This window comes from Mycobacterium sp. NGS54 (genome assembly GCF_059812465.1).
Window position 1 is genome coordinate 172,502 of the sequence record NZ_JCALCS010000002.1, and the last position, 25,102, is coordinate 197,603.

13 protein-coding genes are annotated in these 25,102 nt (G+C 67.9%); 5 read left to right on the top strand and 8 right to left on the bottom strand.

All coding sequences use genetic code 11. The annotated features are described in order from the left end of the window. Window positions 1-20: 20 nt before the first annotated feature. The 7 genes from AC5Y5E_RS05560 to AC5Y5E_RS05590 all read right to left on the bottom strand — a co-directional run bounded on the left by AC5Y5E_RS05560 (window position 21) and on the right by AC5Y5E_RS05590 (window position 15,288). Window positions 21-6,584: a fatty-acid--AMP ligase gene (locus AC5Y5E_RS05560; RefSeq protein ID WP_499901992.1), complete on the bottom strand. Its 6,564-nt coding sequence runs from the start codon at window positions 6,582-6,584 to the stop codon at window positions 21-23. Window positions 6,585-6,615: 31 nt separating this feature from the next. Next, the gene (locus AC5Y5E_RS05565) at window positions 6,616-7,890 is read right to left on the bottom strand and encodes a glycosyltransferase (protein ID WP_499901993.1); all 1,275 of its coding nucleotides are present in this window, start codon (window positions 7,888-7,890) and stop codon (window positions 6,616-6,618) included. 25 nt (window positions 7,891-7,915) lie between these two features. Next, on the bottom strand, window positions 7,916-8,707 hold the full coding sequence (locus AC5Y5E_RS05570) for an ABC transporter permease (RefSeq protein ID WP_499901994.1): 792 nt from the start codon (window positions 8,705-8,707) through the stop codon (window positions 7,916-7,918). Continuing rightward, window positions 8,704-9,465, bottom strand: a complete 762-nt coding sequence (locus tag AC5Y5E_RS05575) for an ABC transporter permease (protein WP_499901995.1) — start codon at window positions 9,463-9,465, stop codon at window positions 8,704-8,706. The genes AC5Y5E_RS05570 and AC5Y5E_RS05575 overlap by 4 nt, the downstream gene beginning before the upstream one ends. After that, window positions 9,462-10,391, bottom strand: a complete 930-nt coding sequence (locus tag AC5Y5E_RS05580; RefSeq protein WP_499901996.1) for an ATP-binding cassette domain-containing protein — start codon at window positions 10,389-10,391, stop codon at window positions 9,462-9,464. Before AC5Y5E_RS05580 ends, AC5Y5E_RS05575 begins: the two co-directional genes overlap by 4 nt. A 124-nt stretch (window positions 10,392-10,515) precedes the next feature. Continuing rightward, entirely contained in the window at window positions 10,516-13,977 is a 3,462-nt protein-coding gene (locus tag AC5Y5E_RS05585) for a PE family protein (RefSeq protein WP_499901997.1), read from the bottom strand. A gap of 315 nt (window positions 13,978-14,292) precedes the next feature. Then, window positions 14,293-15,288, bottom strand: a complete 996-nt coding sequence (locus AC5Y5E_RS05590) for a Gfo/Idh/MocA family protein (protein ID WP_499901998.1) — start codon at window positions 15,286-15,288, stop codon at window positions 14,293-14,295. A gap of 178 nt (window positions 15,289-15,466) precedes the next feature. On the opposite strand from AC5Y5E_RS05590, the gene AC5Y5E_RS05595 reads away from it, so the two are divergent. Next, the gene (locus tag AC5Y5E_RS05595) at window positions 15,467-16,591 is read left to right on the top strand and encodes a glycosyltransferase family 4 protein (protein ID WP_499902611.1); all 1,125 of its coding nucleotides are present in this window, start codon (window positions 15,467-15,469) and stop codon (window positions 16,589-16,591) included. 117 nt (window positions 16,592-16,708) lie between these two features. Then, window positions 16,709-18,358 carry a GMC oxidoreductase gene (locus AC5Y5E_RS05600; protein WP_499901999.1) on the top strand — a complete coding sequence of 550 codons (1,650 nt, stop codon included), beginning with the start codon at window positions 16,709-16,711 and terminating at the stop codon, window positions 18,356-18,358. Between the two features lie 46 nt (window positions 18,359-18,404). Here AC5Y5E_RS05600 and AC5Y5E_RS05605 read toward each other — a convergent pair whose 3' ends face one another. After that, window positions 18,405-19,673, bottom strand: coding sequence for a glycosyltransferase (locus AC5Y5E_RS05605; protein ID WP_499902000.1), 1,269 nt, complete (start codon window positions 19,671-19,673; stop codon window positions 18,405-18,407). Window positions 19,674-20,048: 375 nt separating this feature from the next. Between AC5Y5E_RS05605 and AC5Y5E_RS05610 the strand changes: the two genes are divergently transcribed. The 3 genes from AC5Y5E_RS05610 (at window position 20,049) to AC5Y5E_RS05620 (ending at window position 25,065) form a co-directional block, all read left to right on the top strand. After that, window positions 20,049-21,461: a condensation domain-containing protein gene (locus tag AC5Y5E_RS05610; protein WP_499902001.1), complete on the top strand. Its 1,413-nt coding sequence runs from the start codon at window positions 20,049-20,051 to the stop codon at window positions 21,459-21,461. A 320-nt stretch (window positions 21,462-21,781) separates the two neighbouring features. Continuing rightward, complete coding sequence (locus tag AC5Y5E_RS05615; RefSeq protein WP_499882354.1) at window positions 21,782-22,198, top strand: MmpS family transport accessory protein; 417 nt, start codon at window positions 21,782-21,784, stop codon at window positions 22,196-22,198. Next, the gene (locus tag AC5Y5E_RS05620) at window positions 22,195-25,065 is read left to right on the top strand and encodes an MMPL/RND family transporter (RefSeq protein WP_499902002.1); all 2,871 of its coding nucleotides are present in this window, start codon (window positions 22,195-22,197) and stop codon (window positions 25,063-25,065) included. The genes AC5Y5E_RS05615 and AC5Y5E_RS05620 overlap by 4 nt, the downstream gene beginning before the upstream one ends. Window positions 25,066-25,102: the final 37 nt, after the last annotated feature.

The window sequence follows — 25,102 nt, forward strand, 5'->3', positions numbered from 1 at the left end:
CCCGACACCGCGAGTGCTGGTTAGTCATCGATCTCGGCGGTCAAATCGAATTCGGCGAAGGTCCGCGAAATGGTCTCCCGCAGCTCATTTTTGGTATTTTCCCGGCCGAGAACATATGCGGAGATCCTGATGAAGATCTTCCCGTTGCCCCGCCCCGAGCCCACGAACAGTTGTCCACCGATGTGTTCGAGCGTGCTCTTCTTGATGTCGGGTTCGTGGGACCTCATGTACGCATAGTCGGCGTCGCTGCCGTCGGGCCGGTTCACCGCCGCGGACAGGTCACCGAAATTGGAGACGGTTACCGGAAGGCTGGCACCGCCCGCCGCCATCCCCGCCAGCCTCCTGTTCAGCCGCTTCGGAACCATCGCCGCCAGTGGGAAGGTCGCCAAGAACTCTTCGTCGGGGTTCTCCATCCCCGCGAGGATCGCGCGGGTGATCTTCGCCTGCGTGTCCCTGAGGTCCGCTGCGGCGTGCGTGGGGTCGACCGCGACGTCGACCACCGTGAGCGCATTGCCACGGGTATCGCCCTCGGTCCGAAGCGATATCGGAAATCGCAGCGTAACTATTCCGTCGTCACGAACGCGCCCCACCCGCACCGCCAGCCGGCACGCGACCCCTGCCACAAGCGAGTTACTGCTCGCACCAAGGCTTTTCGCGCGGACATCCCACTGCGCCGGGTCGATGTACGCGGTCAGGGCGGGCACCTCGACCGCCTGATCGGCGCCGGCCGTCCTCGGGGAGGGCGGCGCCGCCTTGATCGAGGATGCGAATTGCTTGCGGTCGGGCCAGGCTCGTCGAGCCGTCGCGGCCAAGGCCCGCGCGATGTCGGGCAGTTCTTTGACCGTCTGGCCGAAATCCTCGCGCAAGGCGCGCCCGGCGGTGCGCGATCCCGCCGGCGGGTAACCCAGATCGCGTGTCCTGCCCTCGGCGGCATCGGCGATCGCCTGGACCAACCCGATCCCGTCGACGATCGTGTGCGAAACCACCAGGCTTATCGCGGCCCCGCCGCCCTCGAGCGGAAGCACTCCCAGATGCCAGCCGGGTCCCCACTCCGGATCGATGGGCAGGCGCACCCGCTCGTCGGCCCAGGCGCTCACCTCGGAGCGCCGCCGCGGCGTTGCGGCGACATCGATTTCGTCCGGGGCCGGAGCCGCGACCCAGTGATCGCGCGCGAACGGTATCGGGGAACGTTCGACCCTGCGTCCCAACAGCCCGCGGCCCAGGTTGCGCTGGAAACGCCGCAGCCCATCGAGATTGACACCCCGGTCGTAGACCCAGATGAACTGGACCTGCGTGCCGTGGACCGCTCGCATGGTGAGAAACACCGCTTGATCCACGTGCGCGAGCCTGTTGTCCGCCGGCTTGTCGCTACGCAAGCCGACCTGAGCCGCGGGGGCCTCGGGCAGGTCGGTGTCGTTCAGTAGGTCGGCCAGGTGGCCAGCGAGCTGCGCCGGGGTGGGATGGTCGAAGGCCAGCGTCGCCGGCAGCGCCAGGCCGGTGTGCCGGTTGAGGCTGTTGCGCAACTCCATTGCCGTCAGCGAGTCGATGCCGAGGTCTTTCAGGGGCCCGTCGGGATCGAGCGCCGCGGGATCGGGGTGCGCCAACACGGCGGCGGCCGTCTCGGTGACCAGCGCGGTGAGCGTGTCGAGCCGTTGCTCGCGGGTCTGGGCTGCCAACGTGGCGGCCAACGTTCGGGGGCTTGCCGGCATGACCCGGTCTTCGTCGGCCAGTGCGGCGACCGGGCCGGGCCGGGTGGGGGCGAGCCAGTAGCGGCGGTGGTCGAAGGGGTAGGTGGGCAGCGCGACGGTGTGGGCGCGCGGGTACAGGGCCTGCCAGGAGGGGCTGTGGCCGTGAATGTGCAGCTGCGCCAACGCCATTGCCAGGCTGTCGTGATCCGCACGCTCCCGGTGCAGCGTGACCACGACCGCCGACTGGGCCCGCCCCGGGATCTGGGCCAGCGTGTCGCTCAACGCCGGGGCCAACACCGGATGCGGGGACAGCTCGACAAACGTGCACTCCCCCGCGGCCAGCCGCTCGGCCACCCGATCATAAAAACGCACCGGCTCACGCAGATTCCGATACCAGTACTCGGCGTCCATCGTGGTGGTGTCCAACGGATCACCCGAAACCGCCTGTCCCACCGTGGAATACAACGGGATGCGGGCCAGGGCCGGGTTCAGCTCACCCAGCTCGGACAGCAGCCGCTCGCGTACCGCCTCGACCTGCGCGCAGTGCGAGGCGTAATCCACCGCGATCTGACGGATCTGGATGCCGTCACGCTCAGCCGCCGTGGTGAATTCCTCCATCGCGGCGGGCTCGCCGCTGATGATGGTGTGGCTGGGCCCGTTGATCGCCGACACACTCAACGCCCCGCTCCACGGCCGCAGCAAGGGCTCGAGTGCCTCGGCACCCAACAACACCGACGCCATCGCCCCCGCCCCACACAGGTCACCCAACGCCTGGCTGCGCCGCGCCACAATCTGGGCCGCCTCGGGCAACGAAAACACCCCGGCCAGATACGCCGCGGCGATCTCACCCTGCGAGTGCCCGATCACCGCCTCCGGGGTGATGCCGTAAGAACCGAGCACCTCGGCCAGCGAGACCATCATCGTGAACAGCACCGGCTGCACCACATCCACCCGATCCAGCGACGGCGCCCCCGACTCCTGCAACAACACCTCACGCACCGACCAGCCGGTGAACGGGCGCAACGCCTCATCGCAGTCATCAACCATCGCCGCGAACACCGGATGGCGTTCATACAACTCGCGGCCCATGCCCGGGTACTGCCCACCCTGACCCGGCAGCACGAACACCGTCTTGCCGCGCAGATGGGTCAGGAAATGATGCTGTATCAGCCGCGGGTGCGGGTGCCCTTCGCGCAGCGCATCCAACGCGGCCAACAGATCCTCGCGCGCGTCAACACCCTCCGGCGCGGCCGTGATCACCGCCCGATACGGGTGATGGGCACGGGTGGTGGCCAGACTGTAGGCCACGTCGGCGAGATCCAGCTCCGGGTGACCGAGCAGGTGCTGGTGCAGCCGGTCGGCCTGCGCGCGCACCGCCGCCGGCGTGCGCGCCGACACCGGCCACACCCGCAACCCGAACTCCACACCCTCAGCGGGTTCTTCGGCCTGCTCAACCGGCGCGACGGGGGCCTGTTGCAGGATCACGTGGGCGTTGGTGCCGCTGATCCCGAACGACGACACCGCCGCCGTGCGGGGATGATCGGTGACCGGCCACGGCACCGGTTCGGTGAGCAGCCGCACCGTACCCGCCGACCAATCCACATGCGGGCTGGGCCGATCCACGTTCAACGTCGGCGGCAAACTGTCGTGATTGAGCGCCTCGATCATCTTGATCAACCCCGCCACCCCCGCCGCCGCCTGGGTATGACCGATGTTCGACTTGATCGACCCCAACCACAACGGACGCTCCGCGCTGCGCGCCGCCCCATAGGTGGCCAGCAGCGCACCCGCCTCGATCGGATCCCCCAACGTCGTGCCGGTACCGTGCGCCTCGACCACATCGACCTGATCCAGCCCCACCCCCGCATTGGCCGCGGCCTGAGCGATCACCCGTTGCTGAGAAGGCCCATTCGGCGCCGTCAACCCGTTCGACGCACCGTCCTGGTTGATCGCCGAACCCGCGATCACCGCCAACACCGGATGGCCGTGGCGCCGGGCATCACTGAGCCGCTCCAACACCAACACCGCCGCACCCTCACCCCACCCAGTGCCATCGGCGTTGGCGGCAAACGCTTTACAACGCCCATCAGCGGCCAACCCACGCTGGCGGGCGAACTCGGTGAACACCGACGGCGTCGCCATCACCGTCACACCCCCGGCCAACGCAAGAGACGACTCCCCACTGCGCAGCGACTGACACGCCAAATGCGTGGCCACCAACGACGACGAACACGCGGTATCCACGGTGATCGCCGGGCCCTGCAACCCCAACGCATACGCCACCCGCCCCGAGGCCACGCTGGGGGACAGACCCGTCAGCGCATAGCCCTCCACGCCCTCCGAGCCGCCCCCGCCGTAGGACTGTGACCACGCCCCGACGAACACCCCGGTCTCCGAGCGCAGCAAGCCCGCCGGATCAATCCGCGCGGCTTCCAACGCTTCCCAACACACCTCCAGCAGCAACCGCTGCTGAGGATCCATGCTCAGCGCCTCGCGCCCCGAGATCCCGAAGAACTCCGCATCGAACTCGGCCGCGTCCACCAAGAACCCCCCGGCGCGGGCATACGTCTTGCCCACCGCATCCGGGTCGGGGTCGAACAACTCCCCCAAATTCCAGCCCCGGTCGCCGGGAAACGCCCCGACGGCGTCGGTGCCGCTGGCCACCAAATCCCACAACGCCTCCGGCGAATCCACCCCACCGGGGAACCGACACGCCATGCCCACCACCGCAATCGGCTCGTCCACCGCCAGTCGCGATTCCACCGGCGAGGCCGCCGCGACCGACCCGTCCAACAGGCCGCCCAGGTGGGCGGCCAACTCGTCGGGGGTCGGATAGTCGAACGCCAGCGTCGCCGGCAACGGCAACTCGGTCTCGGTCCTGAGCCGATCCAGCAACTCCGTGGCCTTCACCGAATCGAAACCCAGATCGCCAAAGGCGGATTCGGGGTCGACGTCCTCGGCGCTGGGACGCCCCAATACCGCCGCCGCCTGCGCGCACACCACCTGCACCAGCAGGTCATGCTCCTGGCGGCGGAGGGTCTGCTGCTGGCGGCGGAGCGTGCGCAGGCGCCGCGTCCATCCCGAGTCGGTGCCGGCGTCCGTGTCGGCATCTTCGACCGCGTGCGGCGCCGGCCGGCGGATCTGCCCGTCCAACCGGGTGAACTCGTCGCGCAGATACAGCTGGACGCAGTCCCTTCGCCGGACCTTGCCGCTCGTGGTGATGGGAATCGAACCAGGCGGCACCAGAACCAGATCCGCCACACTCAGACCGTGCCGCTTCGATACGGCCGTGGTGATTTCGCGTCGGACGGCGCCCATCCGCTGCATCGCGGCCTCTTCGGGTTCGTCCCGATTCTTGAGCTCGGCGATGGCGACCAGGCTCTCCAGGCCGCCGTCATCCGGAACCCCTATCGCCACGCAGCGGCCGCGGGTGACCTCCTGGATCGTCGCCTCGATATCGTCGGGAGAATGGTTGCGCCCGTAGACGATCAAGAGATCCTTGATGCGGCCGAGGATGAACAGCTCGCCGTCGGAGAAGAAGCCCAAATCTCCGGACCGCAGCCAAGGGCCCTCGGATGCACCGGCCGACGCCCCGACAAGGGTGGCACCGAACATGCCCTCGGTGCCTGGCGGGTTGCCCCAATAGCCCAGCGCGACATTGCCACCCTGCACCCAGATCTCACCGACGGTTCCCGCCGGACACTCGGTGGTGGTATCGGGGTCGACGATGCGCACCGCCGGCGACCTCGGCACGCCGTAACTCACCAGCGGTGTGCCCCCGTCCCCGCAGCGTTTCGCGTGCCCGGCGGTCAGCTTCTCCGATTCGAAGTGAACGATTTCGGGCGAATGGCCCGGTTCGCGCGTCGCGATGTACACGGTCGCTTCCGCCATGCCATAAGCGGGCCGCAACATCCGGTCGTGAAAGTTGAAGCGGGCGAACCGCTCGGCAAAGCGTTGCAGCGTCACGGGTTGCACTCGCTCGCTGCCGTTGAGGATGCCGAGGACGTTGCCTAGGTCGAGCCCGGCCATGTCGTCGTCGGACGTTTTGCGCGCCGCCAATTCGAAAGCGAAGTTCGGCGCCGCGGAGAATGCGTGGCTGTTGCTCGCCAGCGCTTGCACCCATCGGGCGGGTCGCTGCAGGAACGACGCCGGGCTGGTGATCTGGGTGGGAAATCCCGCCAGGATGGGAAAGATGATGGCCAGATACAAACCCATGTCGTGATAGAACGGCAGCCAGGACACCATCGTGGTGTCGGGCGGGGCGGCCCCGCCGAAGATGTCCACATTGATCTGGTCGAAGTTCGCCACGATGTTGTGGTGCGAGATCTCCACGCCCTTCGGAGTGCGGGTCGACCCGGAGGTGTATTGCAAATAGGCGATTTCCGGCCGGATCTCGGTCTCGGCGGCCGGACCGTTCTCGGCGTCGAGGTCGAGCAGATCAACCTCGATGACCGACGGCGCGGATGCGCCGGGCTTCGGCTCGACGTTCGCGGCGATGTTGGCCGCGACAGAAGACGTCGTGAGAATCGCCGACGGCGACGCGTCACTCAGGACGGAAATGAACCGCTCATCGGTGACTCCGCCGAGTGGAACCGATAGCGGAACGGCGATCCGGCCGGCTTGCAACGCGCCCAAAAATGCGGCGACGTAACCGAGTCCCTGGGGCGCCGCGATCACCACGCGATCGCCCACCAACCCGCAGGCGTCGAGTTCGCGCGCGACGTTCAGCGTGCGGCGATACAGCTGCGACCACGTCAGGGTTTCCGGAACGCCCGCCCAGTCCTGTTCGTAATCGACAAAGGTGAACGCCGGCTCGCTGGGGTGCGAGCCGGCGCGTTCCCGCAGCAGAGAGGGGACGGAAGACCCGTGTCCTTGCGGAGCGTCAGCACGAATCATCGGGGAGTTCCTAGCGCGAGAGGGTTTTCGATCAGCCGACCCGTTGCAGGCGGGCGAAGTTTTCAACGAGATCGGAAGCGGCGGCGACGCTTTCAGTGGGTTTGGTCATCCGTGGGGCTAGCTCGCGGGCCCGGCCGAGGTATTCCGGGGCGAGGATCCGGCGAAGATCCTTGACCAGCGTGTCCTCGGTGGTGGTCGAAAGCCGCCGGGCGGTGCCCACCCCCAAGCGTTTGAGCGCCGCCCCCTCCAGCGGCTGGTCATAGAACGTCCAAAGCACCACCTGCGGGACTCCGGAGCGCAGGCACGTGGCCGTGGTGGCTGCGCCGCCGTGATGCACCACCGCACGGCAGGCCGGAAAAATCGCCTCGTAGTTCACCGCACCCACCACCTTGACGTGCTCGAACTGGTGGATGTCGCTGAAGTCGCTGACGCCGGCGCATACCAGCGCCCGCTCGCCCAGCCGCGCGCAGGCCGCGGCGATCATGGCCAGCACGGTGCCGGCGGATTCGACCGCGAGACTGCCGAATGCGAAGCAAATCGGCGGCGTCCCCGCCGCGATCCAGGACAGGACCTCGTCGTCGGCATCCTGCGGGAACCCCAGCGTCAGCGTCCCGACGAGCGGGCGCCTGCCGTTCCATTTCGCCCATTCGGCTTCCAGCCCCGGAACGAAAAGGCGGTCGTAGCCCTGGATTTCAAGGGATCCCCGCTCTTCAATCCGGCGCGGCCAGGGTTGCGTCGCATCGGGCAGACCCAGTAGCCGGCGTTGCGCGTCCTCGGCCTTCTTCGCCGGGCCGCCCCACGTCAGCCGCTCGTATCCCCGCATCGCGGCGCGGCCCAACGGGGCCGGCAACAACGGCATGACTTTGCCGTTGGCCCGGATCGGGAACCAATGCAGCATGGCGAACGGAATGTCGTAGTACTCAGCGACATTGAAGGGGAACTGCTCGAATCCGTAGCCGGAGATGATCAGGTCGGCGCCGTCCGCCAGCGACTTCAGCGTGTCGAAGGCTTCCTCGGTCCAGCATTGCATCACGATCTCCGCGATCTCGCGCCCCAACCGGTCCAGCTCCTGCATCCGCCACGGGCTGCGGAACAAAAGCGTCCAGTAGTCGCGCTGCACGTCCATGATGATCCGCGAATCGAGACCGTAGCCGACGGCCGCAACCCCCGCCGCCTCGGCGAAGCCGACGAGGTTGGGCGGCACCGCCATGCACACGTCATGCCCCCGGCGCGTCAGCTCACGGCCCACCACGACGGAGGGCTCGACGTCGCCGCGCGCTCCGTAGCACGCCAGCGCGAATTTCATTGCGAGTCTTGACCTTTCAGTTGTGTCAGTGCCCCGATTCGGCGGCGGCACGGTAACCGCGGACGGCCAGCGGCCCGAGCACCGCGGCAAGACCGAGGGCCCACGCAACCGTCACCAGGAGCGGAAACAACACGGGACCGCCTTGCGCAAGCCCCCGCATCGACTCGATCGTCGCCCACATCGGTTGCAGGCGAATTTCCAAGCGCACCCACGAAGGCAGCGTTTGAGTGGGAACAACACCCGAGCTGGCGAACACCGCACCGGTGGACGGCACCCCCAGCCACATGAGTGCGGAGCCGGTCCGGGCCCGTACCGCTATCGCGATCACCGCCATCGAGAAGACGACCACCACCAGCGCCGGCACCAGCACGAACGGGATGACGTTGAGCAGGCCTCCTTTGAAGCGAAGCCCGAGCCCGACACCGACCGCCGTGATCAGCGAGGCACTTACCAGCGTGCGTGCGGCCTCGGCGAGCAGCCTGCCGGTCAGCGCGCTGGCGCGGTGTACCGGAAACACCCACAGCCGGCCGATGAGGCCGCTGTCGCGGTCGATCCACATGCGGCGGCCGGTCGCGAGCGCCCCGAACATCGCACCGGCGACGGCGCACATCGGCACCAGACCGTAGAGACTTTCCGTGCCGGTGATCCTGATTATCGACTTGCCTACCAACAGTTTGTAGGCAATGAGCAGAAAGGTCGGGAACACCAGAGCCTGGATCAGCACCATCGGCTGGCGGCGCCACCGGGTCAGGAGATGGCTTGCGAACAGCAGAGTTTCGCTGGCCAGGGAACTCCGCGGCGGTGCCTGCGCGGTCATTGTGGGCGCCCCTGCACCCGAACCGCGATTGCGCCGAACACCACCAGCAGCCCGAGACACCACGCGAGGCTGGTCGCCAAATTGCTCACCGTGACATGGCCGGTGGTGAATCCACGCAGGGTTTGCGTCACCTGCGACACGGGCTGGTAGCGCACAAACGGATGCAGCCAGTCGGGAAATGAGTCGGCCGGCGCCATCCCCGTGGAGAGCATGACCAGCAGCATCTGGGGAACCAGGAGCAGCTGATCCAACACCCCGCTGCTCGCGAACCGGCCTTGCGAGGCGACGGAAAGGACCCCGGCCGCATCGGCGGCGAGCGACAGCGCCAGCGTCAACGCGAGGGCGAGGACGGCGAAGGCGACCGCATAGATCAACCCGCCGAACATTCGGAAGCCGAACGCGTACCCGATCGCGATCGCCGCAAGCAAGCCGAGGGTCCCGCGGAACAGGCAATACGACATGCGGGCCATCAGCGGCGTGACCGCGGATATGGGAAGGGTGCGGAGTCGATCCGCGAAGTCGCTCCGCTCGTCCTGGGCGGCACGGTCGATGGTCGTCAGCGCGCCGAGAAAGATCACCTGGATGACGACGACCGGCAGGACGTACTGCGGGTAGCTCATGCCACCGGTGTCGATCACATTGCCCAGCATGAAATTGAAGACGACGAAGTTCAGTGCAGGCGACACCACCGCGAATATCAGATCGTTGCGCATCGCGTTCTGCACCGCACGCTCGGTGAGCGCGGCGAGCGCGGTCACGTGGTGACTTTCGCGGTGAGGTGTAGAAACGCTTCGTCCAAAGACGGCTTGCGCAGCGCGATATCGAGGAGCTCGACGCCGAGCCGGTCGACCCGGCGAAACACCTCGCCGAGCGTCGCGACACCGTCGGGCGAGAGCACCGAGACGGTGTTCGCCTCGTAGTCGGCTTCGGCGCCCTCGAGGTCGGCGACCGCTTCCAGGATCTTGGCGAGGTCGGCCGGATTTACCGGACTCACCGTGCAATAGCCCAATCCCACGCGCCGCTTGAGCTCTTCGGCGGTGCCTTCGGCGACGACGCGACCTTTGTTCAGAACGACGATCGAATCGCTGAGGACGTCGGCTTCCTCGAGATACTGGGTCGTGAGCAGGATTGTCACGCCCTGGGATGACAAGGACGAAACCAAGTTCCACACATCGCGGCGACTACGCGGGTCCAGCCCGGTGGTCGGCTCGTCGAGGAAAAGCACTTCCGGCGGCACCATCAGCCCGGCCGCGATGTCGATGCGGCGCACCATTCCACCGGAATAGGTGTGCACCGGCCGGTCTGCGGCGTGCGACATGTCGAACTCATTGATCAATGCGTCGGCTCGCAGCCGCGCGTCTTTGCGACGCATTCCCCGCAGCCGGCCGAACAACACCAGGTTCTCCCGGCCGGTGAGCTCGAAATCGAGCGCGGCCAGCTGCCCGATGCTCCCGATGCTCGCCCGCACCTGGGCCGCCTCCCGGACGACGTCGTGCCCCGCCACGACCGCTCGGCCGGAGGTGGGCCGCAGCAATGTCGAGAGGATCTTGATCGCGGTCGACTTACCGGCGCCGTTGTGACCGAGCAGGGCGCACACCGACCCCGTCGGAACGAAAAAGCTCACGTCTTGCAGCGCGTGTATTTTTCCGTCGAAAGCCTTTGCTACGCGGTCTAGCTCGATCACGAAGACAGACCATACCCGTCGGTAGACGCGTGTTGAATAGAAGCCGGCCGCTGCGGTTGTAAAGATGCCCCGGTCGCGAGCGCCGGCCGGGCGGCGGGACGGCCTTTCAGGCCTGCCGATTCCGTCATCCGTGGCTGCCAGGAGCGCCGGGTTGCGGGGTTCCGATTCCTTGGGTGGTGGCCGCCCCACCGGCCCCGCCGGCGCCGCCGGGCGTGCCCGTCCCGCCGTCGCCGCCGTTCCCGCCGGTGGGGGTGGCCGCGGAGAAGGTGGAAGCGATTGCCGCAAGCCCACCGGCCCCACCGCCGCCACCGACTCCGCTGGTGGCGGCGCCGCCATCGCCGCCCCGGCCGCCGTTGACGTTTCCGAATCCGTTCGTTACGGCCTGACCCCCGGTACCGCCGGTCCCACCGGACGCGCCCGCCCCGCCCGCGCCGGCGGCGCCGCCCGTGCCGACGGCCGAAGAGGTGCTGGTCTGGATGGTCACGTCCCCGCCGTCCCCGCCGCCCCCACCGACGCCGACCGTGCCGGTGCCACCGGCGCCGCCGTGCCCGCCGCCGACGTTTCCGAAGCCGTTCGTCAGGACGCCGCCACCGGCCCCGCCGGCGCCACCGGAAGTGCCGTTCCCGCCGGCGCCACCGTCACCCCCGGTGCCGACGGCCGCCGAGGCGGAGGTCTGGATGGTCACGCCGCCGCCGGCGCCGCCCACTCCGCCGACGCCCAGGCTGCCATTGCCGCCGGCCCCGCCGTGGCCGCCGTTGGTCACTCCCGTTCCGTTCGTGACGACCGCCCCGCCGGTCCCGCCCTTGCCGCCGGAGCTGCCGTCCCCGCCCTTGCCGGCGTCGCCGCCGGTGCCGGTGGCCGCGGAAGTGCTTTGGATGGCAACGCCACCACCGTTCCCGCCGGCCCCGCCGATACCGGCGCTGCCGGTGCCACCGGCGCCCCCATGGCCACCGGTGGCGTTGCCCGTTCCGTTCGTTTGGACCGCCCCACCTGTGCCGCCGGCACCACCGGATCCGCCGTTCCCGCCGTTGCCGGCATCGCCGCCCGTGGCGGTAGCCGAAGAGGAAGAACTCTGGATGGCCACGCCACCGCCGTTGCCACCGGCCCCACCGACACCGCTGCTGCCGGTACCGCCCGCGCCGCCATGGCCACCGGTAGTGGCGCCGGTTCCGTTCGTTTGGACCGCTCCACCGGCGCCGCCCGCACCACCGGAGGCGCCGTTGCCGCCCTTGCCACCGTCGCCGCCGGTGACGGCGACCGAAGAGGAAGAACTCTGGATGGCCACGCCGCCGCCGTTCCCGCCGGCGCCGCCCACACCGGTGGTGCCGGCGCCACCGGCGCCGCCCGCACCGGGTTTGACGGTTCCCGTGCCGTTGGTGAGGACCTGCCCACCCGCTCCACCGGCGCCACCGGATGCGCCGTCCCCGCCCGTGCCGCCGTCGCCGCCCGTGACGGTGGCCGACGAGGAAGCATTCTGGATGGCCACGCCACCGCCGGCCCCGCCGGCGCCACCCACACCGCTGCCGCCGGTGCCACCGGCACCGCCATGGCCGCCGACGGTGACGCCGGTGCCGTTCGTGACCACCACCCCACCGGCCCCGCCGGCACCACCGGAGACGCCGCTCCCGCCGGTGCCGCCGTCGCCGCCGCCGACGGCGGCCGAAGAGGTGGCGCTCTGGAACTGCACGCTGCCGCCGGCCCCGCCGACCCCACCGACGCCACCGGTGCCGGTGCCGCCGTCCCCGCCATGGCCACCAACGGTGGCTCCCGCTCCGTTGGTGACGACAACACCACCGGCCCCACCGGCACCGCCGGCAAAGCCCTGCCCGCCATGGCCACCCGCGCCGCCGGTGACGACTGCCGAAGAGGTTCCGTTCTGGAATTGCACGCTACCGCCGGCGCCGCCGACCCCACCGAGGCCGAGGCTGGCGGTGCCACCGTCGCCGCCGTGGCCGCCGGTCGTGGCGCCGGACCCGGCGGTGATGACCTGTCCACCGGCCCCACCGGCCCCACCGAAGGCGCCGCTCCCGCCAGTGCCGCCGGCGCCGCCGGCGACGGGGACGGCATTAGAGGCATTCGTGATAAGCACGGCGCCCCCGGCCCCGCCGGCCCCACCGACACCGCCGATGCTGCTACCGCCGTTGCCGCCCGTGCCGGGTGTGACGGCGCCCGTGCCGGCCGTGGAGACCGTGGCCCCGTTGCCGCCGGCGCCGCCGTTACCGCTGCCCGGGGCGTTGCCACCCTTACCGCCGTTGCCTGCCTGCGAAGCGGCAGCGCCGCCGTTACCGCCGTTACCGCCGTTGCCGTTGCCGGCGCCATCGCCGCCGGCGCCCCCGGTGCCGCCAGTGCCGGTCTGCGAAACGGCAGCGCCGCCGGCGCCGCCGTTACCGCCGTGACCATTGACTGCGCCCGTGCCGCCCGCGCCGCCGTCGCCGCCGCTGCTCCCGCTGCCGCCGTTGCCGCCGTTGCCGCCGTCGGGATGGAAAAAGTTGCCCGCCGCGCCTTGACCCCCGGCGCCGCCCGCGCCGGAGGTACCGGTGGTGCCGCCGTTACCGCTGGCGCCCGGGGTGCCGAAAATACCGGCGGAACCGCCGGCACCGCCGGCTCCTGCGGCGCCGCCTACACCGCCCGCGCCGCCGGCCCCCCCGGTCCCGTTGTTGATGCTGAAGTCGCCAACCCCGCCGGTACCGCCGGCACCGCCGTTGCCTCCGGATCCGCCCTGACCACCGTGCCCGCCGGCGCTCAAGAGCCCGACGGCGCTGCCGCCAGCGCCACCGGCGCCGCCGGTACCGCCGGCGAAACTCGAGCCCGGCTGGCCGGGGGCGCCGGTGGCGCCCGCGGTGCTGTACCCGCCCTGGCCTCCGGCACCGCCGTTACCGCCGGATCCGCCCAACAGCGACTCGCTCGCCCCGCCGGCCCCGCCGTTGCCCCCGGCACCACCCTGCTGGCCCGCGAGCGTGGCGGAACCGCCGGCCCCGCCATTGCCGCCGTTGCCGGCGGCGCCCCCGCCGAACAGTCCATTCCTGCCCCCGGCCCCGCCGTTACCCCCGTTCACCCCGGCCGTAGTAGCGGATGCGCCGGCCCCGCCGTTGCCGCCGTGCCCGAAAAAGCCCGCCGACCCGCCGTTACCTCCGCTTTGCCCGGTCCCTGCCGCCCCGGCCGCGCCGTTGCCGCCGTTGCCCCACAAGATCCCGCCGTCGCCGCCGTTGCCGCCCGGGGTGGTGGCGTCGGCGCCGTCGCCGATCAGCGGACGCCCCGTTAGCGCCTGGACCTGCCCGTTGATCGCCGAAAGCGCCTGGTCCAACGGTGAAGCATTGGCCGCCTCGGCGGCCGCGTAGGCGCCCGCCGCGCCGTTCAGTGCCCGCACGAACTGTGTATGAAACGCCTCCGCCTGCGCGCTCAGCGCCTGTTGCTCCTGCGCAACGGCACCGAACAACTTCGCGATCGCCGCGGACACCTCGTCCTGGGCCGCAGCCGCCACGGACGTCGTCGAAGGCGCCGCCGCCGCGTAGGCAGCACCGATCGTCCGCCCGATCCCGGCCAAATCCGCCGACGCGGTGGCCAAAGCTCCCGATGTTGCGATCACATAGGAAGACAAATGAGCTCCCCCTCGTGGGGACGGGACGGTCTATTGGACGCGAGTATTTTAGGGCGTAGGTTACGCGTGTCTAATACGGTTTGGAATCCGATTCCGAAAGTTTGAATCGCGTGTGATTTGCATACCCTGGACCGCCGCAGCAGCGCACCGCCTGCGCTGTGTGACTGATGCGACACGAGTGACTAGGGGTCAGGTCTGTTGCAAATGAGCGTTATCGGAGCGGCAACCGTGGCGAACGGGCCGGCTCGACCGGGCCGGGCGAGCGTGCAGCTCCAGTTCAGCCAGCCGTCGCGGCGCTGAAGTTCACGCGGCGGGCTCACGGAGCGGAAGGCCGGCGGCGCGGTACATCGCGTCGATGACGGTCATGTTCTCGATCGCTTCCTCCGGTGTCGTCTTCACCGGCTCACCCCGCAGCACCGCCGCGGCGAAGGCGTCGAGCTGATGCCCGTAGGTAGAGCGCCCCGCCGTGAAGTTCTCCACCCGCTTCCCGGCGGCCGTCCGGACCGAGAACCGCTGGAACGGGATCAGCGGGTTGAGCCGCAACTCGCCGCGGTCGCCAACCACCTTCACCGTCAAGCGCGGTAAGGCCATCGACCACATCGAGCAGTGGATCCGGCCGGTGTGCCCGCCGGCGAACCGCAGCTCGGCCGTCATGGCCCGGTCCACGTTAGGGCCGCGCAGTTTCGCATGCGCCGCAACGACTTCCGGGGTCGAACCGCCGAACCTGCGCACCATGTCGACCGCATAGCAGCCGAGGTCCATCAGCGCGCCGCCGGCCAGCGCGTAGTTGTAGCGATTGTGCGAGAGCTTCGGCATCCAGAAGCACCACTGGGCGTCGACGCGCTCCAGCGTGCCGAGCTCTTCCGAGGCGATGATCTCCTCCACCCGCGCCGCGCACGGGTGGTAGCGGTAGTGAAATGCCTCCATCACAACCCGCTCCGACCGGGCGGCAACCTCGGCGACCTCGCGGGCCTCGGCGGCATTGGCCGTGAACGGCTTTTCGCACAGCACGTGCTTGCCCGCGTCGAGCGCGGCCCGAGTCCACCTGCCGTGCAACCCAATTGGCAGCGGGTTGTAGATGGCGTCGAGATCTGGGTCGGCGATCAGCGCCTCGTAGCTGTCATGCACGCGGGCGATGCCGTATTTGGCGGCAAAGGCCTGAGCGCGGGACACATCGCGGGCGGCCACCGCGGCCACCACGACCTCGTCGTTGTCCCGAGCGGGCTTGATGAGCGCCGTCGGCGTGATGCGCGCCGCCCCCAGGATGCCGATCCGCACCGGTGCGCCGCCTGCAAACACGGTCGGGATGCTAGCAGTCGGCCCATATTCGGGCCGGGCGCCGTTGCGGGCGAGATGCGGCTACGAAGCCCGGCCGACATACACTCTGGCAATGCTCGCCGCTGATGCCTTGCGCCGCGTGGGAAATCGGCTCCGCGCGATCACGGCGTCGCGGGGGGCCGGCCCTGTCCCCCGGGTGATGGTGATCTCCAACGTAGGCAGCTTCGGCGGAGGGGGCGCGCTCGACTTCCGCGACATGGTCCTCGCCATCCACGAAAAGCGGCCCGACATAGACGTCGTCGCCGTCTGCCCGTGGAGGGGAAGCCTGGTCACGGAATGCGCCCGGCACGATATCTCGACCAAAATCACCTGGATACCGGGCTGGGCTTTCCTCGCGCGGTCGCGCGCGCCGCGCGTCGAGGCGCTCGTCGGCACGGTCCCGTACCTCGCGATGCTGCTCGTCGGCATAGTGCCCGCGCTGTTCCTCCTTATTCGGCAGCGGCCGACGATGGTGCTCACCAACACGATGGTCATCCCCGCGCACGCGATCGCCGCCAAGCTGCTCGGGATCCCGCATTACTGGCTGGTCCGCGAGTTCGGCAAAGACGACCATCGGCTTTGGTTCCTGTTTGGCTATCGCAGCACCATTCGCCTCATCGGCCGGCTGTCGGAGGCGGTGATCTGCAACTCGCGTGCGGTTGAGGACGCTTTGCTCGCAGTAGACCCGAAGATGACGACGCACGTGGTCTACCCGGTCGTCGACACCCCGCTCGGCACACCGCCGGAGCGGCAGCCGGGAGAGCGCATGCGAGCCGTGTTGATCGGCTACTTCTCCGAAGCCAAGGGACAGCGCGTTGCGGTCGAGGCCGTGGCCATCGCCCGGGCGGCCGGGGTCGACATCGAGTTGGACTTGGTCGGCGCCGGCAACCAGAAACCACTTCGCGAACTCGCCCGGCGCCTGGGCGTCGAGGACCTGGTGAACATCCATGGGCGCACCCGCGACGTCGGCCGCTACTGGTCCGCCGCCCACGTCGGCCTCATGTGCAGCCAATGCGAGGCATTCGGCCGCGTAACCGTGGAGGCGATGCGGGCCGGCCTGCCGGTGTGCGGGACGGACGCGGGTGGCACGCCGGAGATCATCGATCCGGGTGTCAATGGATTGCTAGGCCCCGCCGGCGACGCGAAAGCACTCGCGGCCAACCTGATGACGCTGGAATCGGACGAAGACCTCCGTCGCAAGCTCGCCGTTCGCGCGGTGGAAACGCCGCGCTTCCAACGCGACCGTCACGACGATGAATTCATCAGCATTCTCGGCCTGCCTTGAACCCGGCCCGAAGAACGGGCAATACAAAGCCCTTCCACCCGCAGCGTGCGATGCTACGATCTCGCTTCGCCGAGACCGGGCCAAACGTTGAGCCAGGATCGGCTGAGGAGTTGAACTTTGGCTGTCGGCGAGTTGAGTCCGCGCGAGGCCGAACGCGTTGTGTGGGACGTGATCGTCGTCGGGACCGGCATGGGCGGCGGCACGCTGGGTTATTCGCTTGCCCGCGCGGGCCGGCGGGTGCTGTTCGTCGAAAAGGGCCGCTCGACCCTGCCCGGAACGCCGGGAACGATTCGCGCGGCCATGCCCGAACTCGCCGAACCGCGTGCCGCCCGTTCGGCGGAGACCTACTACGACGCCCTGGCCCGGGCCGGGCGCTCCAATGACGAGATCGAAGACATCACCGGGCGACGCTCGAAGCGGTTCGTGCCGTTCATCGGCAGCGGCACCGGCGGCTCCTCGGCCCTCTACGGCATGGTCTGCGAGCGATTCTTCGCCCAAGACTTCACCCCCCGGCAAAACTTCCGCGACCCCGGCGAATCCACCGTGCCCGAGGCCTGGCCGATCACCTACGACCAGCTGAGCCCGTGGTACGCCGAGGCGGAAAAGCTCCTCAATGTGCGCGGCCAACCCGACCCGCTGCGACCCGAGTCCGCCGACGTGGGTTTGCCTGCGGCGCCGCCCTTTTCATCCGACAACCAGCCGCTGGTCAACTATCTGAGCGGCCGCGGCCTGCACCCCTACCACCTGCCGATGGCCTGCGACTACACCGAGGGCTGTCCCACCTGCCAGGCCCATCTCTGCGAGCGGTCGTGCAAGAACGACGCCGCCCGCAACGGCGTGCTCCCCGCGATCACCGAACACGGGGCGCAGCTGCTGGACCAGTGCCGGGTCGTGCGCCTGGAGGCCGACCGCACCCGGGTGCAGCGGGTGATCGCCCAGCACCACTCCGACATGCTGACGTTGCAAGGCAAAGTCGTGGTGCTGGCCGCCGGCGCGCTGGCCACCCCCGTCTTGTTGCTCAACTCGCGATCCGGCGACTGGCCGCGCGGGCTGGCCAACGGCTCAGATATGGTGGGGCGCAACCTGATGCGCCATCTGATGGATTGGATCGAGGTCTGGCCGCAGCCCGGCTGCAAGATCACGGCCGAGAACAAGGAAATCGGTTTCAACGATTTCTATTTCGCCGACGGCCAGAAATACGGCACGGTACAGTCGGCGGGCGCGATGGCCAATCTGGCATCCATGGATATGTTCACCAACCAGCCCGGTTGGCAGCCCAAGGCACTGCGCCTGGTGAGCCCGGCGGTGCGGCCGATCTACGATCGCTTCTTCAATGGTGGGCTGGTGCTGGCCCCGATCATGGAGGACCTGCCGTATCTGGACAACCGGGTCCTGCCAAGCGACCGGCCCGACGAGGATGGGCGCCAGCGGCTACGACTTCAATACCGTTTGCACCCAAGCGAGGTCGACCGCCGCGCAGTGTTTATCCGGCAGATAAAAGAGGTGTTGAAGCCGTATCGCACCCTCACCCTGCGAACCGGCGCAAACAACTCGACCCTCGGCCACGTCTGCGGCACCTGCCGATTCGGCACCGATCCCAAGACCAGCGTGCTCGACCCGCAGAACCGGGCGCACGAAGTGGACAACCTCTACGTGGCGGACGCGTCGTTCTTCCCGTCCAGCGCCGGGTTGAACCCAAGTTTGACGGTCGCGGCCAACGCCTTGCGGGTGGCCGCCCACGTGAACCAGGCGCATTTCGCCAGCTGACGCCCCTTGGATTCGCCTGTGCGCGAACCGATCCCCCGTCCGTCGATCAGCCGGCGCGCTTGCGGCGGGCGAAGTCTTCCGCGAAATCGGCGGCGGCCGCGACGCTTTCGGTGGGTTTGGTCATTCGCGCCGCGACCTCGCGGGCCCGGGCGGCATATTGCGGGGCGAGGATGGTCCGCAGGTCCGCGACCAATGTTTTCTCGGTCGCGGTCGAAAAGCGCCGGGCGGTACCCACCTTCAGCCGTTTCACCGCGGCACCCCAGATCAGCTGAACGTCGGCCATCCAGAGGATCAAAGTCGGGACTCCCGCGCGCAGCCCCGCGGCGGTGGTGCCCGCCCCACCGTGGTGCACGAGCGCGCGGCAGGCCGGAAAGATCGCCGCGTAATTCATTGCGCCCACCACTTTGACGTGCTCGAAACCGGGGGCGTCGCCGAAATCGGTCGCAGCGGCGCAAACCAGAGCCCGTTCGCCCAACTGCGCACAAGCCCTGCCGATCATGGCGATCGTGCTGGCGGCGGATTCGACCGGAATGCTGCCGAACCCGAAGAAGATCGGCGGTGTTCCCTGGGCGATCCACGCGGCGACCTCGTCGTCGGCATCCGTCGGTGACTCCAGCGTCAGGGTGCCGACGAAGGGCCGCTGGCCATCGAATTTCGCCCATTCGGCCGCCAACCCTGGAAAGCACACTTCGTCATAGGCCTGGATTTCCAGCGATCCTCGTTCGGCAATCCGCCGCGGCGCGGGGCCAGTGACCTTCGGAAGGCCCAGTTCGTGGCGCTGCGCATCCTCGACTTTCTTCACCCCGCGCCACACCAGCCAGTCGTAGACCCGCATCGCCGAGCGGATGAGCGACGGCGGCAGCGTCGGAACGAGGCGGCCGTTGACGCGTATCGGGAACCACAGCAGCGTGGCCAACGGAATGTCGCGGTACTCAGCGACGTTGGTGGCCAGCTCCTGGTAACTCATGCCAGTCAACAGCAGGTCGGCCCCCTCCGTCAGCGACGTCAGCATCCTGCTCATCTCCGCCCACCGCTGCGTGCCGGGCTCCCGAGACTCACGCAAAAACGCGCGCACGTCCCGAATCCTCCAGAAGTTCCGGAAGAAATAGGCCCAGAAGTTGCGCGTCGATTCCAGCCACGTCTGAATATCCGGCCCGTAGGCGGTCGCGGCGAGCCCTGCCGCCTCGGCGAACCCGACCAGGTCCGGCGGGACGGCCATGCACACGTCGTGCCCGCGGCGCCGCAACTCACGGCCGACGGCGACGCCGGGCTCGACATCGCCGCGAGTCCCATAGAACGCCAGCACAAACTTCATCGCGTGATCCTGGTCCTTCACTTCCCGTGCGCGTTGAAGCGAAATGAAAGCGGCAGACCCGGTGCCCAGCTCAGCCGCCCAGCAGCATAACCCCAATGCCGGCGCCATCAACCGGCTATCTGGAACTTTTGGCAGCTCCGCCGGCGGCGTCGTCAATACGGCGATTTAGCCTCGCGCAGACCGCATTTCAGGCATGGGGCGGCAACTCGAGTTTCTGCCCCGCGGCAGCGAACACGGAAAAGTCTTTGCCAATGCTCGGCCGCGAGGATGCGCCCGAGGCTAATCTGCTGTGATGAATCGGCTCGCCCGCATGAACGCCGCCGCCGTGATGCGCGGCCGGTGCCCGGCGAATCGTCTGTCATAGGAGGCTAATCAGTGCCAATCCGGATACGCCGCGCGCGCGCATCCTCTGACGACCGCGCGTCCAACGGCGAGTCGCCGCCGGACAATCTGCTGACGTTGGTGGACCAAGGCTTCGTTGCCGGACAGCGCGCCATCGGTCAGACGGAAGTCATGCAGGTCGTGTGGGTTTATGAGCACCCGATCGATTTCGACGGCCTGAAACGTTTTCACCACAACCTCGGCTACGGGTTGTCCGGCCGGCTCATCGAGCGGTCGCCGCTGCCGTTCGGCCGGCACCGGTGGGTGGTCGACCGGGGGCCGTCGGAAATTCACTTCGCCGACCGCGCCCGTCCCCGCGCCGACCTCAGCGCATGGGCCGATGAACGCTCACAAGTTCCCGTCGATCCGGAAGCCGGGCCCGGCTGGCATCTCAGCGTCCTTCCCCTGACGAACGGCTCGACGGCGGTCACCTGGGTGATTTCGCACTACATAATCGACGGCGTCGGGGGTCTCGTCGCGGTGGCCGAGGCGATCATGGGCACCAACCGCGACCTCGGCTACCCGCCGCCGCGCTCGAGGACCCGACTGCGCGCGGCGGCCCAGGATCTGCGCCAAACCGCTCGGGACGCGCCCGACGTTGCCCGGGCGTTCGCCGCGTTGGCACAGCTGACCCGCCGTCAGCGCCGCGACGCCGACCGGTCGACGCCGGCGTCACGACCCGTCGCGCGCCGCGACGACGGCGGCGCCGACCCCGTCATCGTTCCGGGCATCGCAATCCTCGTCGACCTGGATCAGTGGGATGCGCGTGCGGAGGCCCTCGGCGGAACGAGCACGACGCTGGCCGCCGTGATGGCCGCAAAACTCGCACAGCACCTGGGCCGCCGACGGGCCTCCGACGGCGCCGTGACCCTGCAAATCGTCATGACCGACCGCGGCGAGGAAGATACGCGTGCGCTCGCGGTGTCCTTCGCCCGTGTCAGCCTCGACCCGACCGGGTTGACGGCCGATCTGCGCGACACCCGGGCCGCCATCAAGCAGGCGCTGAAGTCTCTGCAGAGCGCGCCGGATGAATCCTCGCAACTGGCCGCACTGTCCCCCTTCACCCCGAAGCGGATCTGGAAACGGGGGGTCGAGGCGCAGCTCAACGACCCCGACATGCCGGTCATCTATTCCAACCTCGGCGACGCCGGTTCGGTGGTGAGCCGCGCCGACGGCACCCAGTGCGAGTACGCCTGGGCGCGCGGGACGAGGCAGCACGCGACACGGCAGCAGCTCGAGCGGACGGGCGGCCACATGCAGGTGGTGTCGTGCCGCACACCGGGGATCGGCAAGATCTACCTCACCGTCGTGGCCTACCACCCGGGCGCGGAGAACACCAAGCCCGCCCTGCGCGAACTGGCCGCGCGCACGCTGGCCGAGTTCGGCCTGACCGGCGACATCGAGTAAGAATTCGTTGCCTGCGCCCGCTTCGGGACGCCATGCTGAGAAGTTCCTTAAATCCTGGTCAGGCGCTGTTGTACTCCATTATGGTTTGCATCCGTAATTAAACTCGTGTCAGTTAGGGTGGTGCGGTGGTCTGGGGCAGTGTGCGCGATGTTGAGCCGACGCGGTCCGATATCGCCGTCGAGACCGGCCAGGATGCCGGCCCGCCGCCCGGACCCCGACGGGCCCTCTTCCGAGGCTCCCGCCAACCGTCGTCGGCCCCCCGGGCACAAGGTGGATCTGGAGCCGGTCGTCGGCGTGCGGGGCCCGCGATCTTCCGTGGCCTGCGGCGGCTTTGGATACCGCTGGTCGTACTGGTCGTGATCGCGGTTGGCGGATTCACCGTGTCTCGACTGCACGGCCTGTTCGGCTCCGAGAAGCGCCTCTCGTACGCCGACACCAGGGTCGACAACAAGCCGTACAACCCCCAGCACCTGAGGTACGAGGTCTTCGGACCACCCGGGACCGTGGCGTTGATCAGCTATTACGACGAAACCGGTTCGCCGCAGCATGTCGACGCGGCGAGTCTGCCATGGTCCGTGGAATTCCCGGTTACCGCGGCGACGGGCATCGGAAGCGTCGCGGCGCAGGGTGACACCGACAGCATCGGTTGCCGCATCCTGCTCGACGGCGTGGTCAAGTCCGAGAAGGTCACCAACGAGGTGAGCGCCTTTACGTCCTGCATGCTCAAGGGCTCATGACCAACCACCAGCTACAGCACAGTCGGCTATTCGTAGCGCGGACGATCCGTCGGTTTTCGGTCGCCATCATCCTGGGGTGGTTGGCGATCATCGCGGTCTTGAATTTCTTCGTTCCCCCCCTGGAGCAGGTCGAGAACCAGCATTCGGTCTCCCCGACGCTCACCAATGCGCCGTCCGCCACCGCGTCACAGCGGCTCAACGAAGACTTCAAGGCGGCTGACCAATCCGGTCAATCGGGGTCCACAAGTGTGGCGACGATTGTTTTGGAGGGCCAGCAACCCCTCGGCGACGACGCCCACAGGTTTTACGATCGGTTGATTTCTCAGCTGAAAGACGATCCGAAGCATGTGATACATGTCAACGATTTCTGGGGTGATGAATTAACCCGGCAGGCCGCGCAAAGCGCCGATGGTAAGGCCGCGTATGTGCTGGTGATTATCGCCGCGGGCAACGACTCGATCGAGGCCGTTCAGCATATCGTCGCGCGGACGCCGGCGCCGCCGGGAGTCAAGGCGTTTGTCACCGGGCCGGCGGCCATCATTTCGGATATGAGCCACAGTGGTGACAGAACGGTTGCCACAATTACTTTGGTAAGCCTTGCGGTAATCTTCATTACGCTGCTCATCGTCTACCGCTCGATCGTAACCGTAATTCTGTTGTTGCTGGTGGTCGGCATCGAATTAATGGTTGCCCGAGGAATTGTCGCATTTATCGGCTATCACGGGATCATCGGTCTGAGCACCCTCGCAGTCAATCTGCTGGTATCCCTCGTGATCGCGGCCGGAACCGACTACGGGATATTTTTCATTGGGCGGTATCAGGAGGCGCGTCAGGCCGGAGCGGACCGGGAAACGGCCTACTACACCACCTACCACGGGGTCACCAAGGTCGTCGTGGCCTCGGGTTTGACGATCGCCGGAGCGCTTTACTGCCTCGTCTTCACGCGACTGCCCTCGTTCTACGTGCTGGCCGTCCCCTGCGCGGTGGCCGTGGTGGTCGCCGTCGCGGTCGCGATCACGCTGATCCCGGCAGTCCTGACGGTCGGAAGCCGCTTCGGCCTGTTCGAACCCAAGCGGAAAATCAGCTTTCGCGTCTGGCGGCGGGTGGGCACGGCGATCGTTCGCTGGCCCGCACCCATTCTCGCCGCGGCGTTGGCGGTAACCCTGGTCGGATTGTTGACGCTGCCGGGCTACAACCCCAGCTACAACGACCAGAAATTCATCCCCAAAGATATCCCCGGCAATTTGGGGTACGAGGCCGCGGCGCGCCATTTCCCCCCGTCGGCGATGATGGCACCCGAAATCCTGTTGGTCGAGGCCAACCACGATTTGCGCGATTCGGCCGATTTCCTGGTACTGGACAAACTGGCCAAAGCCGTCCTGGCCGTGCCGGGCATTTCGACCGTCCAGGCCGTAACACGGCCCGAGGGAACCCCGATCAAGCACACGACGATCCCGTATCTGCTCAGCATGCAAGCCGCCGGCCAGCAGCAATTCATCACTTTCCAGCGGGCGCGCATGAACGACCTGCTCAAGCAGGCCGACCTGATTTCGGAAGCGATCAGCATCACGCAGCGCATGTATGACGTGATGAAGCAATTGGTCGCCACGACGCATGATGTCGTCGCCAACACGCACGAAATGCAGGCCCTCACCAGCGAGCTGCGAGACCACATCGCCGATTTCGAGGATTTCTTCAGGCCCATCCGCAGCTACTTCTATTGGGAAAAGCACTGCTACGACATTCCGGTCTGCAACGCGATCAGAAGCATCTTCGATTCCCTCGACGGCGTTGACGCGGTCAGCGACAAGCTGATCCTGCTGGTGGCGGACCTCGATCAGGTTGACGCGCTGCTGCCGCAGATCCTCGCCCAGCTGCCGGCGACGATCGAGATCATGCAGCAATCGCGGACCATGCTGCTCACCATGCACAGCACCATGTCGGGCGTCCTCGGCAACATGGGCGACAACAGCAACAACGCGACTGCAATGGGCAGGGCGTTCGACACCGCCCGGAACGACGATTCTTTCTACCTGCCGCCGGAAACGTTGAAGAACAAAGACTTCCAGCGAATCATGAACATCTTCGTGTCGCCGGACGGCAAGGACGTCCGCATGCTCATCCTGCAGAAGGGCGACCCGTCGTCGTCCGAGGGCCTGTCGCGGGTCGACGCGATCAAGAGCGCGGCCGAGGAGGCGCTCAAGGGAACGCCTCTGGAAGACGCGAAGATCTACCTCTCCGGCACCGCGGCGTCGGTGCGCGACCAGGTGCGGGCTTCGACAATCGACCTCATGATCGCGGGAATCGCCGCGCTCTGCCTAATTTTCATCGTCATGCTGATCATGACGCGAAGCTTTATTGCCGCCCTCGTTATCGTCGGCACGGTATTGCTGTCGCTCGGCGCCTCTTTCGGGCTCTCCGTATTTGCCTGGCAGGATTTGCTGGGCATACAAATACACTGGTCGGTGCTCGTGATGTCGGTGATCGTCCTTTTGGCGGTGGGCTCTGACTATAATTTGCTGCTCGTCGCCCGCATGAAAGAGGAAATCGGCGCCGGTATAAATACCGGCATCATCCGCGCGATGGGCGGCACCGGAAAAGTCGTGACGAACGCGGGACTGGTCTTCGCGTTCACCATGGGGTCCATGCTGGTCAGCGATCTGCGCACCATTGGTCAGGTCGGCACGACGATCGGTCTGGGTTTGCTGTTCGACACGCTGGTCGTGCGCGCGTTCATGACGCCGTCTATCGCCGCGCTGCTCGGGCGGTGGTTCTGGTGGCCGCAACAGGTTCGCCCCCGTCCCGCGAGCTCCCTGCTCCGGCCCACGGGACCCCGTCCGCTGGTACGCGCCTTGTTGCTGAGATAGCGGCAGCCATGGCGCATTTCCAGTTCAGAACGAGACC

What these genes read in the sequence shown, in the direction of transcription:
- AC5Y5E_RS05560 (WP_499901992.1), bottom strand. Translation starts at nt 6,584, where the DNA reads ATGATTCGTGCTGACGCTCCGCAAGGACACGGGTCTTCCGTCCCCTCT.
- AC5Y5E_RS05565 (WP_499901993.1), bottom strand. Translation starts at nt 7,890, where the DNA reads ATGAAATTCGCGCTGGCGTGCTACGGAGCGCGCGGCGACGTCGAGCCC.
- AC5Y5E_RS05570 (WP_499901994.1), bottom strand. Translation starts at nt 8,707, where the DNA reads ATGACCGCGCAGGCACCGCCGCGGAGTTCCCTGGCCAGCGAAACTCTG.
- AC5Y5E_RS05595 (WP_499902611.1), top strand. Translation starts at nt 15,467, where the DNA reads ATGGTGATCTCCAACGTAGGCAGCTTCGGCGGAGGGGGCGCGCTCGAC.
- AC5Y5E_RS05605 (WP_499902000.1), bottom strand. Translation starts at nt 19,673, where the DNA reads ATGAAGTTTGTGCTGGCGTTCTATGGGACTCGCGGCGATGTCGAGCCC.
- AC5Y5E_RS05620 (WP_499902002.1), top strand. Translation starts at nt 22,195, where the DNA reads ATGACCAACCACCAGCTACAGCACAGTCGGCTATTCGTAGCGCGGACG.